The sequence below is a fragment of the Fibrobacter sp. UBA3718 genome (assembly GCF_002371935.1).
Classification (GTDB): domain Bacteria; phylum Fibrobacterota; class Fibrobacteria; order Fibrobacterales; family Fibrobacteraceae; genus Fibrobacter.
Genome location: NZ_DFHR01000008.1, coordinates 1 through 15,213 on the forward strand (window position 1 = coordinate 1; position 15,213 = coordinate 15,213).

Sequence of the window (15,213 nt, forward strand, 5' to 3'; positions counted from 1 at the left end):
GAACCGCCCTTGCCGCCGCCCATGGGGAGCGTGGTCAAGCTGTTCTTGAAGATCTGTTCGAAGCCGAGGAACTTCAGCATGGAAAGCGTCACTTCGTTACGGAGACGGATACCGCCCTTGTACGGGCCGATGGCGGAGTTGAACTGCACGCGGTAGCCACGATTCACCTGAACGTTACCCTTGTCATCGAGCCAAGGTACGCGGAAAGTGATCACGCGTTCCGGTTCGACGAGGCGGTCGATCACGCCGTTGGTTTCCCAGGACTTGTCCTGTTCGAGGACCGGGTCGAGGGATTCGAGGAATTCACGGACAGCCTGATGGAAGAGGGCCTGGTCCGGATCACGGGCGACGACCTTGTCATAGACTTTCTGAAGGTAAGCATTCTTGATTGCCATTTTATATATCTCCGTTGAGAGTTTTGATTGTTAATGTTTTTAACGTCTGTAAAGATAGCAAAGGGGCTTGACAAATAGTGAAAAACGGGCAAAAATCTTCAAAAACTTACATTTTTGTAAGTTAGTTTTTTGTCAGTTTTAAAAAGTTTGATTTTTCGTTAAATTTCACGGCATAGAAACGCAAAAACCTACATTTTTGTAAGTTTAATATATAACGCACACAAACGAAAACAAAATTTTACAATCAAGATACAAAAAAAGCATCCCCAGATGACGCAAAATGCCGTTTTTTTGCTTCTTATCGGGTATTTTTAAAACATATTCCTGTAAGCGAGACATTTTTCTACATTTACGCGCGAAACAAAAAAAAAGTAAAAATCCTTTTTACAGGAGCTAATATGTGGGATAAGTCTTATCTCGAGAAACTCAACGAATACAAGGAAAAATCCATTGCGGGCGGCGGCGCCGCACGCGTCGAAAAGCAGCACTCGCAGGGCAAGCTAACCGCCCGCGAACGCCTCGAAATCCTCTTTGACAAGGGCACGTTCCGCGAAATCGGCGCCCTCCGCGTTTCTACGAGCCTCGATTTGCCCGAATCCAAGCGCATTTTTGGCGACGGCGTCGTGACCGGCTACGGCAAGGTAAACGGCAGGACCGTCTACGTGGCATCGCAGGACTTTACCGTTAGCGGCGGCTCCCTCGGGTCTGCCCACGCGAAGAAGATTTGCCAGGCGATGGACCTCGCTCTCGAATCCATGTCCCCGTTCGTGTGCATCAACGACGGCGGTGGCGCCCGCATCGAAGAAGGCGTGAATTCCCTCGACGGCTACAGCGGCATCTTTACCCGCAACACGCTCGCCTCGGGCATCATCCCGCAGATTTCCGTAATCCTCGGACCCTGTGCCGGTGGCGCCTGCTACTCCCCCGCCATTACCGACTTCATTTTCATGACGGAAAAGACGAGCCAGATGTTCATCACGGGCCCGGGCGTCGTGAAGGCCGTGACCGCAGAAACGGTCTCCCCCGAAGGCCTCGGCGGTGCAGGCGTACACTCCACGAAATCCGGCGTTTCGCACTTTGTATGTAAGGACGACAAGGAAACCCTCGAAGCCGTGCGCAACCTGCTCAGCTACCTGCCGCAGTCGAACCTCGAGAAGCCTCCCGTCGCCGAAAAGTCGAAGGCCGTCGACAAGTCGAAGGAAATCGAGGAAATCGTCCCCGACAACTTCAAGAAGGGCTACGATGTTCGCGAAGTCATCGCGACTTTCGCCGACAAGGAAAGCTTCCTCGAAATCCAGAAGGACTTCGCCCGCAACGTGGTCATCGGTTTTGCCCGTATGGACGGTAACGTCGTGGGCATCGTCGCGAACCAACCGAACTTCATCGCGGGTTCGCTCGACGTGGATGCTAGCGACAAGGCAAGCCGTTTCGTGCGCTTCTGCGACTGCTTCAACATTCCTATCCTCACGCTGGAAGACGTTCCAGGCTACATGCCGGGCACCAAGCAGGAACACAACGGCATCATCCGTCACGGCGCAAAGCTCTTGTACGCCTACGCCGAAGCGACCGTGCCGAAGGTGACGCTTATCCTCCGCAAGGCATACGGTGGCGCCTATATCGCCATGAACAGCAAGAACCTGGGTGCCGACTACGTGTTCGCACTCCCGATTGCACAGCTCGCCGTGATGGGCGCTGAAGGTGCCGTCGACATCCTTCATAGGAAGGAAATCGCCGCCTCTGCGACCCCCGCCGAAACGCGCAAGCAGCTCATTGCCGAATACGAGGCGAAGTACCTCAACCCGTATATCGCCGCGAAGAACGGCTACATCGACGAGGTGATTTCGCCCGCGAACGTGCGCGACCGCCTGGCCACCGCCTTCGACTACCTCAAGAACAAGAAGAAGGCAAGGCTCTGGAGGAAGCACGGGAACATCCCGCTCTAAACAAAACTATTCAGCCGCAAATCAAGTTTGCGGCTGGAGCTCATCTTCGATGAGCATTCTATTCTAATAATTATTATAATATATCAACCAGATTCTGGTGGAGCAGGCCGTTTGTAAAGACGGCCTGTTCTGCATCCACGAATTCGAGCGGCTGGCCGTCGATGCGGGTCGACATTCCGCCGGCTTCCTCGACCATCAACGCGATGGCCGCGATATCCCACGGGTAGCTCATGGTCATCACAAAGCAATCGATGCGGCCGCAGGCCGTGAAGCACCCTTCTACCACGGCAGAGCCGAGGCACTTGACACGTTCGAAGGCTTCTGCCTCGCGTGCGAAGTTGCGGGAATTCTGCTCGTTAATCTTCGAGACATCGCCCACGTTGAAATCGCCGTTGCTTACGATGGCATGGACAGAATCCGCCTCGCGGCTCACATGGATCGGGCGTCCATTCATAAATGCTCCCCCGCCCTTCGATGCAGTATAGAGTTCACCGAGTTTCGGAAGGTTGATTGCCGCCACGAGCGGCTTGCCCTCGAAATGGAGCGCGATGGAGATGCCCCAAAGCGGGATGCCGCGACTGAAATTGACCGTGCCATCGACCGGGTCGATAATCCACAGGTAGCGCGGGTCCTCGCCTTCGATAACGCCAGCCTCTTCGGTACGGATGCAATGCGTCGGGAACACACTTCGAATTCCCTCGACAATCAGCTTTTCGCTTGCGATATCGGCGCGGGTCACCACGTCCTTCTTGGACTTGTAATGCACATCGCCCAGGTTTTGTTGGATTTCAAGACAGAGTTCACCGGCGCGCTTCGCAAGCGATTCGGCGACAGACAAAAACTTTTCTATTTCGGACATTTTAAAGGATTAAAAATTTATTCTGGATAAGCGCAGCAGCGGAATCCAATCGTCGTGGACTTGTAGAAAGACGCCGCCAGGCGGTAAGGAACCTTCTCGCCCGTCAAGAACACCACCTTGATTTCGGACGGAACATATTTGAGTCCGTTCGCAAGCGTGTCGAGCCAGGCATCGCCGCCCTTCCTGTATTCGGAATAGAGCGCATAGTCGGTACCGATGGAATTACCGTTCGAGTCCAGGACATCGAAGAACTGCAAAGTATCCTTGAAGTCCTTCATTGTCAGATAGGGTTTCTTCTCGTAAGGCGTCCGAGACGTATCAGCCTGGAACAAGGTATCGACCTTGGTCCCTTCTCGATACAGGAAAATCGTATCGGTCGAATAGGCCGGGCGCGTAAAGTACGGGAAAGAACGGTTGGTGCAATAGGCGAGCGACTCACGGTCGAGTCCGTTGTAAATCTTGAAGCTAGAGCCCTTCACCACGGCCGATGTATCTTCGGACTTGCCGACGACCCATTCCTGGTATTGCCCGGGCAGGTCGCGGATGCCGTCGGGGTTTACGCAGCGCGGATTGCGCTTGGAAATGTCTGCCGCGGAGATGGAATCGTTCGTCCCGACATTGCAGTAGCCGAAAAGGAAGGAACTCGCATCGACAGAAAGTTCGTTCAATACACCATACGAAAGCGAACCACCCGAGAGGCAGACAAGCTCCCAGTCGCGTTCGTTGCAAAGACTCACCTTGAATCCGCTCGCCGAAACAGTCTCGCAGGCGGCAACCGCCTCGGAGTGCCGCACGTTGACAACGAATTCGCCGGAATCGTTCCGGTGTTCGAACTTTTCCATGCAGAACTTCGACGAATCAGAAACGGAAACAGGAACAAACCCTTCCGGACATTCCAGTTCAGACGCGAGCGCGCCCGGAGAGACATAAACGGTATCGACCAACGCGGCGGAATAATAACCGGACTTGTCCTTGGAACGGATGCGGAAAACAATCGTGTCCCCCGGGGAAACCCAGCGGATGGTATCAGTCACAAAAATCCCCGTCGCAGAAGCCACCATAGTATCCCCATCTAGCGCATAGCGCTTGGAGAACCTCCCTGCGGCAAGCGTCGTATCGTCATAAATCTTCCAGTTCTTGTCCAAGGCGCTATAACGTTCGATGATATAAGTCTGAACCGTATCATAGCACAGCGTAAAAAGACACGTATCCGGAATGAGGACGATGGAATCCGACTTGATTGGGTGCTTGACCTCGTAAGGATCGACGCTCATGCTCCAGAATATGCGGAGCCGGTTGTTGCTGTCGAGGCGCGCCTTTCCGGGGAAAAGGGAATCTTCAAGAATAAAGATGCGAGTCGGCATCACCGGAGCAACAGAATCAGTCGTAATAAAGAGCTGGTTAGTTTCAACCGTAGAAAGTCCTTCCGTCCCGGAGGAATTGCCTGCGGCATCCCAGGCAGACAGGCCAATCGTGTATTCAGACTTGGACTGCAGGCCCCTGATGACCATGCGGAAACGGTTGAGCGAATCGACATCGGCATCAAAGCCCTTGCCGTCGATTATCGACAGGCGCAGATAATTCTTGTCCTTGTCCGTGTGCGACACGGAGTCGAACCAGACAGAATCCGCATTCGCGCGGATTCGGGAATGTCGCCTATAGAACTTGGAACCCGTAGAATCCACGCCGTCGGCCGTGGTGAGTATCACCTTAAGGTTCCGCAAGTCCTCGTTCTTGTCGGCCGAATAGATAACCACATTGTAGCCGACAATTTCGCCGGATAGCTCGGCCGGCTTGTAGAAATCCACCTGGTCCGTCGGACGGAACCATTCGAAAAGAGCCCCGTTTGTCCAGACAGAATCAAATATCGTCACGCGAGAGGGCGGCAGGTCATCGCCAAAATGAAGGAATACGCGCTGGACAGAGCCAGGATCCTTATCATCGGAATACTTGCAGAAAAGAGCCACCTGCAGGCTGTCGTATTTTCCGATGTATTCCTGCACAAGTTCGGTCAAGTCGAGCGTGTCGTAGTAACTCGACGTTCCCTTGGGATATTCGATAAATTGCGTCGCCTTGTCGATCTGTTTGGAGGAAACCGCTTTCGAGGTGTCGTCGACGACAAACGTATCGAGCCAGACGACAAGGCCCGAATAATGTTCACGTTCGATAGGATAATGGTAGCGGATACGGTAGCAGGCCGAAGAGTCCCCTTCGTCGGCACAGCTACGAAGGACGCTCATTTCCATGATTTCGCGGTCAAAAAGGAATTCTGTCCCTTCCTCTTCGTCGGAACAGGCGACCAAGGCAAAAAACAGGGCCGCAAACGCAAAAAATGTCGAGAACAGCAATCTCATTGGCAGAAAAATAGCAATTTAACGCATGCCGAGCCCATTAAACATTGCCAAAATACTTCAAAAGCGGCTTTTTTTCGGGTTAATCGAACTTTTTCTGCAAATAAATTATAAATTAGTGATCAGTTAAAGAGGAAGACTATGAAGAAGAAAATTTTAATTCCCGTACTCGCCATGACTGCTCTCGCCCTTACCGCCTGTGGCGACAGCGGTTCCACCAAGCCTTGCCAGAAGCCGGTATATTGCTATAGAACAACACTGGACGACAACAGAGAATGCAATCCAGATAAAGCCTATATTGACGCCAAGGTACAAAAGGCAAAAGAAGAAGGCTTTTTCAAGGAAGAATTCGAGGACTGCTGGGAAATGTAGCGCCCCAGCGCCGTTTGCTCGCTACTGGACAAACAGCGGGGCTTCCTTAGCGAAATCCTCAACCATGTACCGGAGTGACGTTTCCCAGTCGCTCCGTGTAACGGCGAACATATAGCTGTTCCTCCCCCGTGCATAGCCATAGCCTAAATTCTTTTTCGTTCTTGCATCGTAGAAGGCATAAGTGCATTTCATTGTAAAATAGGAATAGGTCGTGGCCATCATCATTCCATTTGCAGTAGTGACATAACGGACCTCTTGTTCTCGACCAATCCAGGTATTTGTCACAACGAGATAGACATCGGCATCCGCCTGAATATGATCGAAAGAAGGAACCATGAAATCCTTGTCCGCCAACTCACGCCTCTTGTAGCTTACCTCGTTAGGCTGGATCAGTTTCATGGAATACTGGGTTCCGTTTTGCGACCTCGTTATCAAATTTTGCTTCAACTCCGGGCCAAACCACTTCGCAAAATTAGACGTATACTCCGGCAAGTCGTCACTCAAATCGTCCGGCACAACCACCTTGGGCATCGTGAAGACAACCTTGACACTCTTGGGTTGAGGTTTACCCTTCCAGTCTTCATCTATGAAATAACGGGGGGCGCTACAGGCAGAAAACACAATGCCTGCAATTAACGAGAAAAGAACAAGTTTGATTGAATTCATATAACTCCTAATATAAAAACTAGAAACGCGTGACAGGGGTCTTGCCTAGGATTTTCAGCATCAGCTGACGCACGTTTTCGTACCAGCCCTGCTCCATCGCAATTTCCTCGTGGAAAACACTTTCCTCGAGGTGTCCGTACGCAAGCCGCTTGCCGCTTTTCACGTCGTAAACGACATAGTCGGCATCAATCTCGGTAGATTCACCCTTGATCGTGATTCCCGCGGAGGCAACGGAGGCCATTGCGGCGCCACCCGCAGGAACAACCATGACCGCTCCCACGGGAGAGCCACCAACGGTCCTCGAGCTCTCCGAAAAGACCATCTGGACGTTGTCCAGTATCATGTAGATATCGAAACTGTCCGACATCGCTTCGACCTTCGGAATCTGGACTTCGACACCGCTCATGTTCAGCGGTTCATGCGAAATTTTCTTCTTGGAAATTTTTTCCACCACGCACGGAACGTTCGAGTTGAACTGCATGGCATGATCGACCTTCTCCCTGAACCAGTCCGAAATCGGGTCCATCACGTCGGGTAAAGTTTCTTCATCCGAAACAGTGGGTTTCGTAACCAGGATTTTCATCTTCGCGGGTTTCTGGGTCCAGCCAGCATCCAGGAACTGGCGTTCCGACGAGCAACCGACACAAAGCAAGAACAACAGGAAAACCACAAACAACTTTGTTTTCATAAATAATCACCTTTCTGAATGCGAAATATAAAAAACCCTGTCGTAGTTTGTCTACAACAGGGTCGTTTATTTACAAAGCCATAAACTGAGTATACAACTCAGTCCTAACTTAGTCGCCAGTATGGTAGTTCGGGGCTTCCTTCGTGATGGTCACATCGTGCGGGTGAGATTCGCGAAGGCCTGCGCCCGTAATGCGCACGAAAGTCGCCTTCTTGTAAAGTTCATCGAGGTTTGCAGCACCGGCGTAGCCCATCGCGGAATGGATACCGCCAATCAGCTGGTAAACGGTGTCGCGGAGCGGGCCCTTGTAGGGCACGCGGCCTTCGATGCCTTCCGGAACGAACTTGCGCGGTTCCTGCACGCCGCCCTGGAAGTAACGGTCAGCAGAACCAGCCTTCATCGCACCGAGGGAACCCATGCCGCGGTAGCTCTTGTAGCTACGGCCATCGGCGAGAATGACTTCGCCCGGAGCTTCTTCGGTACCTGCAAAGAGCGAGCCCACCATCACGGCGTGACCACCGGCAGCGAGAGCCTTCACGATGTCGCCCGAGAACTTGAGACCACCGTCGGCAATGATCTTCACGCCAACCTTGCGGGCCATCTTGCCGCATTCAACGACAGCAGAGAACTGCGGGTAACCGACACCGGCAACAATACGCGTGGTGCAGATGGAACCCGGACCGATACCCACCTTCACGATGTTCGCGCCGCACTTGGCAAGTTCCGCAACCGCTTCCGGAGTGCAGACGTTGCCTGCGCAAATCGTGAGCTTCGGGTATTTTTTGCGGACGGTCTTCACCATGTTGCGCACACCGATGTGGTGACCGTGAGCCGTATCGATAATGAGCAGGTCGACGCCGGCGTCCACGAGGGCGGCGACGCGTTCAAGAGTGTTGGCAGAAGTACTGACAGCGGCACCCACGAGCAACTGGCCGTTCTTGTCGAGGCTAGCGTTCGGGTTGTTTTCGCGCTTCAAGATGTCAGTCATCGTGATGAGGCCCTTCAGTGCACCGGAGGCATCCACCAGCGGGAGCTTCTCGATACGCTTTTCGGCGAGGATTTCCTTCGCCTTCGCGAGGCTCACCTTCGGGCTAGCCGTCACCGGGTTCTTCGTCATCACGGAACTGATCTTCACGTTCATGTCGCTCACCGTGCGCAGGTCGCGGCTCGTGAGCATGCCCACAAGCTTGCCCTTCGAAAGAATCGGGAAGCCGCTCACCTTGTTGCGGGCGCGGAGTTCAAAAGCAGCGGAGACCGGCTGGTCGGCATCGAGCGTCACCGGGTTCACAACGATACCGGACTGCCACCGCTTGACCTTGCGGACTTCTTCGGCCTGTTCTTCGACGCTCATGTTTTTGTGGATGATGCCAAGACCACCCTGCAGGGCGAGCGAAATAGCCAAGGGAGCCGTCGTCACGGTATCCATGGCGGCACTGATGATAGGAATGTTCAGCTTGATATTCGGAGCGAGCTGTGTGCTCACGTCGGTCTGGGCCGGCAAGACAGAAGATTCAGCGGGAACAAGGAGGACGTCGTCAAACGTCAAAGCTTCTGGCAAAAGTTTCATAAATTACCTCTTTTGCGCATAGAATATAGCAATTTTACACAAAAGAGGCCAGCAAAAAGACAAAAGAAATACGTAAAAAAAGACTATTTGCCATTGTAGCGTTCCATGCACTTTTCGATGCCGAATTTGAAATAGCATTCCACGAGCGCGGGGACTTTCGCGATGGCCTCCTCAAAGACGGGTCGGTCTTCGGGCGAAAACTTCGCCAAGACCCAGTTGGAAAGGTCGAACTTGGGCGGACACTTGCCCACACCGAAACGGATGCGCGGGAACTTGTCGCCCACGTGCTCGATGATATTCCGGAGCCCGTTCTGGCCTCCGTGACTGCCATCCTTGCGGCAACGGATGCGGCCTACGTCCAAATTAATGTCGTCGCTAAAGACCAGCAGATGGTCGACCTTCACCTTGTACCAGGTCATCAGGGCCTGAACAGCCTCGCCCGAGAGGTTCATGTAGGTCTGCGGCTTTGCGAGCAGGCATTCCTCGCCCGCGATGTTCACCTTCATGGTAAGCGCCTTGTGTTCGCTTTTCCAGTCCTTGTTCGGGTCGGCCAATTTTTCGACAGCCATAAAGCCCGCGTTGTGGTGAGTGTTAGAGTACTGAGTACCAGGATTTCCGAGACCGACTATAATGTACATGATTCAGATCCGATAAGGTTAAACCTAGAGAAAAGCGTTACGGGGCGTAGCGGCTAGACGCGACCTCGCCCAGGTTCGTCCGGATAAGGAAATTGGATTCGCCCGTCTGGCGCTTGGCATGGAAGAAGTGGAGATGGTGCCAGGTGTCATCGGCCCAGCCGGTCGCATCGGTCACACCGTCACAGTTCGAATAATCAGCCAAAGGTTCACCCGCATGGCAACCGTGTCCGTTCCGCGCAAGGACAAACATGTCGATGCTGCCGGGCGTCGGGGAATGCGTTCCGCCGAGGTCGATGGCCAGCACGCCGTCCACAAACACCCAGATGTCGTCATCGCCCGCAATTTCGAAAACTTCGGGACTGGGAACCTGGTTTGCCGAGCGGTACTTGAACTTCACGTAGCCCATTTCCGTAAAGCCGAAATTACGGAGGTGATGCAAGCCAACATTATAAGGCGCAGCCCCGGCCGCTGCCATAGCCGCATCCGGAGACCTAGGACCGCCATTCACAAGCCATGCCGCACAGAGTTGATCGGTACTGGCGTTCATCGCATCCTTCTGGTCGGGCGCATACTGGTAATCGTACGGCGGACAGGTAATGGAAAGCGACTGCGGCCCCCACTGTTCACACTGGTCCGTCGTGCATCCGCCGTTCTCCTTCGTTGCCACCGACTTGAAACTGAGAGTAACAGCATCGACAACATCCAGAGGGAAATAGCCGCCGTTGCTGTAGTTGTAATCGATAGAATAGGCATTGGACGCATCGGAGGGAATCACGAGAGCCGTATTGGTGCGCTTAGCAAAGGAATTATCGTCACTATACCATTGGTCGAAGAACTGGTTGTCGCAGAGTTCGCCTGCCTTCAGGATTTTCACGCCGTCGAGCATGTCGATTTTGCCCGTCTCTGGATCCGGGGTGAACGCAAGGTGAGGCTGCACCATGCCGGGAGTGTAGTACACGGGATTAGACCACATGACATCGGTACACTTGGAGCCACGAACCGCCGCGTCGGTCACCTTCGCATAACCATGGCGTGTACGTCCCGACTCTTCCTTGTCGGCACATTCGCCATACTTGAGCGTATCTGTCGCCGTCGTCCTTTGCAGGTAAGTCGGCAACATCAGGTTCACCACATTCGGCAATCCATCCTGGCCAATCCAGGCTCCCGTCTTGGAGTTGACGTTGCCGCAAGTCATATGATAAGCTTCAAGCGCATACCAGGAAGCATCGTACCCCGGCAAACCGGCATTGAGAATCAGTTCGCCACAAAGCCCTGACGTAGCTCCCTTGAGTTCGCAATAATTATAGTCTCCCCTGCTCGCATATTCGCTGGAGAAATTCTCGAAGTCCGGATGCGTCACCTGGAAATCGCGGATAACCAGGTCGAACGTGATACCGCCAGCCTCGGCCGTGTTTACGACGGTCTCGGAACTGCTCGAAGGCGTGCCACCGTTCTGGGGATTGCTCCCATGATTCTCGTTTTCGTCGGGGCCATTGGGGCCGCCGTAATTGCCGTGCGGCCTCTGCGGGTTATCGTTGCATGCCACAAGCAGGGCCGACATGGCAAGGGGAACGAAAGCAGAAAGAACAAAATTGCGAGGTTTTTTCATGGTACTAATTCTTTAATCCTTGACACAGCGGACAGAAAAAGCCTGTTCAATAGGTTCAAAGACAACAGATGCAACAGACGCCAATCCTATATTGATAATCATTAATGCATGGGCATCAGCACCGTCTTGCGTTGCACTCCAAAAAATGGCGAGAGAACCCATATCGGTATAATTATCGGCAAATCGTTTTTGTCCTGCAGGATAAGCATTGAAACCGGATGAATTATTTCCGTCCCAGTCACTCGCCGATTTTAAAGATTCGGCATTAACATCACCACCCGTATTCTTAATCAATATTTCAAACTCTTCAGCAGAAGGCAAATGCCAGCCATCGGGGCAGGCGGCCACAAAGGCATCTTTAAATTCGTACAATCTTCCTGCTATATCGCAGTTCCTGTCATCGTTATCGTAGCAATAGCTCTTTCCTGTATCAAAATTGAGATTTTCCGCCATCCATACCTGACCTGCTATATTAACGGTACTATACCAACGGCCATCACGTTCGTCCGTCATATATCCGTACGAGGGCAGAGGATTATCTTCCGTAGTCGCCGACGAACCGCTTGCATCATCCGGTTCAAATTCGTCCTTGATTTGCTGAGCATAGTCGGTGCAGGCGCAGAAGCACATCAACGAGAAAAGGACAAGGATGTCAATCAACTTCGTCATAATCAGTCTCTAATGCAACGGATAGATTTTGATTCTTTCGTGTCATTGAGGAACATAGAAGCGGTATCATCGGAATACGAAAAACTCAGTGTATATACTCGATCCACATTTACAGAGGATGTCCAAAATAAGGTCACAGCGGTCTTAGAGATGAAAGCTTCGTTAGTGTTAATGTATCCAGCCGGCAGCACCGTAAATCCAAAATCATCAGTTCCGCCTTCTCCTTTCCCGGTATCCCACCAGCCAGTAGTAGATTTGAGCGTCTTCCCCGCTATCTCATAGCCGCCGGCAACCGTAATTAAAGTTTCGAATTCATCCTTCGACGGCAAATGCCATCCATAAGGGCAAGCGAGCTGCGCATCCTGCCATTTGTAAAGACGGCCATACGTATCGCAACTGGACTCATCGTTATTATAGCAGAGGCTGTTTTCCGTCACAAAATTAAGATTCTGCGCCATCCACGTCTGCGATTCGATCGTCACTGTTCTATATGTCCGTCCGTCGCGATCATCAAAGAGGTCTTCATCCTGGTAAAAGACAACAGATGAAGAAGAGGATTCCGCGCTGCTGGAAGAGCTATAATTTTCGCCATTCATAATGCAACGGACACTGTTTCCATCGGCAGAATCATATTCGCCATGGATTGAAGCATCTCCAAAGCGGTCTATTATCAGATTATATCCAGAAGTACCATTTGAAGCCTTGGCGTTGCTCCAGAAAAACGCCATTGAACCTTCGTCGGAGTAGTTTCCAGAATTCCCCCTAAATCCGCCGGGAAGTGCAGAAAAGCCAAAGGAATTTTTTCCCTCACTGTCTATCCAGCTATTCGTCGCCATCAGTTTCTCGGCCGCATTATTCCCCACCGTCGCAAGCAGAGTATCAAACTCTTCTGGCGAAGGCAGGTGCCAGCCATCCGGACAAGCGTCCTGTGCTGCAGTCCAAACATAGAGGCGACCGTATTTCTCACAGTAGCTCATATCATCATCATAACAATAACCGTCATCCATTTCAAATCTGAGATTTTCGGCCATCCATGTCTGCGAGCCGATTTCTATAGTCTTATAGGTCCGGCTATCGCGATCGTCAAAGAATTCCCCATACAGGTGTTGACTGGATGAAGACTTGGGCCCCAAGCTGCTTGAAGACAGATCGCTTTCTCCATAAAGGCAGCGTATGGAATAACCGTAATTCTTGCTCCCTTGATTCAGACGAACCTCATCATAATCACTGCGCATGATCAGGTAGTCGGCAAGGGTATCGTTATCCCCCTCGGTCGAGCTCCAGAACCCAGCAGTAAGGCCGATTCCATCAAAATATCCTTCATAGCCCAACAAGCCACCAGGTAATGCACCAAAGCCAAAGGAATCCGTACCATTACCCCTATCATCCCATAGTTTGGTATACTTGAGCACTGTCGCAGCCGTAGACCTGTCACCCACATTCTTTATCATTATATCTATTTCCTCTTTTGTGGGCAAGTGCCAACCGGCAGGACAGGCATACAAAGCGGCATCCCATTTGTAAAGACGGCCATACGTATCACAATTCTGATAATTGTCATCATAGCAATAGGTGTCCACGATATAGTAATTCAGGTTTTGCGCCATCCATTCCTGGCCTGCAATCTTAACTGTCCGATATTCCTGGCCATCACGATCGTCCGTCATGTATCCGTACGAAATTTCCTTAATCTCATTAGCAGCCATGCTAGCGTCATCCGGATCGAATTCGTCCTTGATTTTCTGGGCATAGTCGGTACAGGCCGAAAGCACAAGGCTTACAAGCAAAGCAAGCAATATCTGAAATTTTCTATTCATCAGAAGTCTATGATTAAGAATGTTGTACCAAGAATAAAACCGAATCCACCGACTCCAGTCAAAACCCATCCAATGTTTCGAAGCATCTGAGACTGCTTAGCGGCATCCATATTTTCTTTATAGTTGTCGGCAGTGGCAGATTTGTACTGTTCTTCTGCATCGATATTGAAGACTATACCCATGGCAAGCCCTGCTCCCGCAAGAACTGCCGATACAGGCAGAAGCCATGCGGCATGGTCAACCAGGCTCCATGACGACGAGGAAGAACTGGGCACATTTGTCGGCACGCTCGTTCCCTTGGGAGGCGTCGTACTGGTTGTCGGAGTCGTACTTACGTCAGGCCTTGCCGCGCCACCCCTCCTCTTGCGTCCAGAGACCTTGCCCTGCCCACCGTTTTCCGGGACCGTATATTCGTATTCGGTGGTTTCGCCAGCAACGAGGTCCAGCTTGAGAGCCGTCCTTGTGGCACCTTCTCCGATTTCGACTTTTGAACACAGGGGAACGCTTCCCAAGTAGGGAGTCTCACCTACGGGAGCATCATTGACGAACACGGGCAGCTTCAACAGTTCACCCGAAGGCTTGCTCGCCGATAACGCGATTCCGCTGGGAATCGGAACAAGCGCGTCTCTAAAAGTTTCTTCCTTGCCCTTGTAGATTCCGACCTTGAAAGAAGCGGGATTGTAGCAGCGGTGAGAAAGTTCCACGGAATGAACGCCCGGATCAAGTTCGATTTTTCCAGCCTTCACCTTGTTCCCGTCGAGGGTCATTTCCAGTTCATCGAGTGTGCCACCGCCATTGAGCTGCGGTTCGACAACGAGCGTTCCGAAGCGAGGCACGAGGTCGAGAGAAACTTGCTGGCCGTTCCCGGTTATATCGAAAGATCCTTCCGCATCCTCGTAATGATCAAGGACCGCCAGAAAACGATGCCTTCCCGATTCGAGGAGGATCTGGCACGGGGTCGAATTGCACTTCGGCACAGGACGCCCGTCGATACTCAAGGCTGCACCGGGAGGATTAGTCGAAACGTGTATCGCGAAGGACTGGTTGCCGGCCCCGTCAAAGCCAGTGCGGATAATCCCCTTCGCACCGCCGCGAACCTTCCTGAAGAACTCGGGAGCCTTCGCCATAATCACTTCGATCAAGGCCTCGACATCGGCACCCAGTCCGTTGAAGCTGGCGACCAGCTTGTTTGTGGACGTCTCATAGATTTCGGTGCTGATGGAGAACTTGGAGCCCACCTTACCGACACGCGCCTGGCAGATGTAATCGGCGGAAATATTCTTACCCGTTTCCACAAGGCAGCTGCCCTCGCAGTCCTCAATGGCCTTGCCCGGCGGAAGCATTTCCTGGATGTTCTCGCGGGTCATGATGGTGTATTCCAACTCGGCAGGGAGTTCCTTGACCGCCTCTTCACGAAGTGTATTCGTGAGATATATACGTTCCGAAGGAGACAAGAGGTCCTTGGTATCGGAGACTGTCTCCAAAACCGCAACATGCTTAGCAAAAGAGGCTCCCGTAAAGAAAGCCAAAACGAGAAAAATATGGATAAGACGGTTCATACCGCATAAATAATTTTTTTTTTGCAATAAAGCAATACCCAGCGGGCCCCAATGTGAACTTTTTGACACATTTTTCAAAG

Annotated in this window: 13 protein-coding genes; 2 read left to right on the forward strand and 11 right to left on the reverse strand. The window is 52.1% G+C overall.

What is annotated here, in order from left to right; genetic code table 11:
- On the reverse strand, nt 1–395 hold a 395-nt coding region (locus tag B4A77_RS01990), incomplete at its 3' end, for a Glu/Leu/Phe/Val dehydrogenase dimerization domain-containing protein (protein ID WP_290734578.1).
- Between the two features lie 398 nt (nt 396–793).
- Here B4A77_RS01990 and B4A77_RS01995 point away from each other — a divergent pair.
- A complete protein-coding gene (locus tag B4A77_RS01995; protein WP_290737856.1) occupies nt 794–2,338 on the forward strand; it encodes an acyl-CoA carboxylase subunit beta in 1,545 nt (514 codons plus the stop codon).
- 73 nt (nt 2,339–2,411) lie between these two features.
- On the opposite strand, the gene B4A77_RS02000 is transcribed toward B4A77_RS01995, so the two are convergent.
- Nucleotides 2,412–3,197, reverse strand: a complete 786-nt coding sequence (locus B4A77_RS02000) for an inositol monophosphatase family protein (RefSeq protein ID WP_173366958.1) — start codon at nt 3,195–3,197, stop codon at nt 2,412–2,414.
- Between the two features lie 17 nt (nt 3,198–3,214).
- The gene (locus B4A77_RS02005) at nt 3,215–5,551 is read right to left on the reverse strand and encodes a hypothetical protein (RefSeq protein WP_290737859.1); all 2,337 of its coding nucleotides are present in this window, start codon (nt 5,549–5,551) and stop codon (nt 3,215–3,217) included.
- 138 nt (nt 5,552–5,689) lie between these two features.
- On the opposite strand from B4A77_RS02005, the gene B4A77_RS02010 reads away from it, so the two are divergent.
- Nucleotides 5,690–5,920 carry a hypothetical protein gene (locus B4A77_RS02010; RefSeq protein WP_290730234.1) on the forward strand — a complete coding sequence of 77 codons (231 nt, stop codon included), beginning with the start codon at nt 5,690–5,692 and terminating at the stop codon, nt 5,918–5,920.
- A gap of 21 nt (nt 5,921–5,941) precedes the next feature.
- On the opposite strand, the gene B4A77_RS02015 is transcribed toward B4A77_RS02010, so the two are convergent.
- From B4A77_RS02015 to B4A77_RS02050, 8 genes are all read right to left on the reverse strand, one after another.
- A complete protein-coding gene (locus B4A77_RS02015; RefSeq protein ID WP_290730232.1) occupies nt 5,942–6,586 on the reverse strand; it encodes a hypothetical protein in 645 nt (214 codons plus the stop codon).
- A 19-nt stretch (nt 6,587–6,605) separates the two neighbouring features.
- Complete coding sequence (locus tag B4A77_RS02020; protein WP_290730229.1) at nt 6,606–7,274, reverse strand: hypothetical protein; 669 nt, start codon at nt 7,272–7,274, stop codon at nt 6,606–6,608.
- 109 nt (nt 7,275–7,383) lie between these two features.
- Nucleotides 7,384–8,841, reverse strand: coding sequence for an IMP dehydrogenase (gene guaB / locus B4A77_RS02025; RefSeq protein ID WP_097035637.1), 1,458 nt, complete (start codon nt 8,839–8,841; stop codon nt 7,384–7,386).
- An 83-nt stretch (nt 8,842–8,924) separates the two neighbouring features.
- A complete protein-coding gene (pth, locus tag B4A77_RS02030; protein WP_073114295.1) occupies nt 8,925–9,479 on the reverse strand; it encodes an aminoacyl-tRNA hydrolase in 555 nt (184 codons plus the stop codon).
- Between the two features lie 37 nt (nt 9,480–9,516).
- Complete coding sequence (locus tag B4A77_RS02035; RefSeq protein ID WP_290730224.1) at nt 9,517–11,088, reverse strand: fibro-slime domain-containing protein; 1,572 nt, start codon at nt 11,086–11,088, stop codon at nt 9,517–9,519.
- A 12-nt stretch (nt 11,089–11,100) separates the two neighbouring features.
- A complete protein-coding gene (locus B4A77_RS02040) occupies nt 11,101–11,757 on the reverse strand; it encodes an FISUMP domain-containing protein (RefSeq protein WP_290730221.1) in 657 nt (218 codons plus the stop codon).
- Between the two features lie 2 nt (nt 11,758–11,759).
- Nucleotides 11,760–13,574, reverse strand: a complete 1,815-nt coding sequence (locus B4A77_RS02045; protein ID WP_290730218.1) for a fibrobacter succinogenes major paralogous domain-containing protein — start codon at nt 13,572–13,574, stop codon at nt 11,760–11,762.
- Entirely contained in the window at nt 13,574–15,103 is a 1,530-nt protein-coding gene (locus B4A77_RS02050) for a PEGA domain-containing protein (protein ID WP_290737862.1), read from the reverse strand. Before B4A77_RS02050 ends, B4A77_RS02045 begins: the two co-directional genes overlap by 1 nt.
- Between the last annotated feature and the right edge of the window lie 110 nt (nt 15,104–15,213).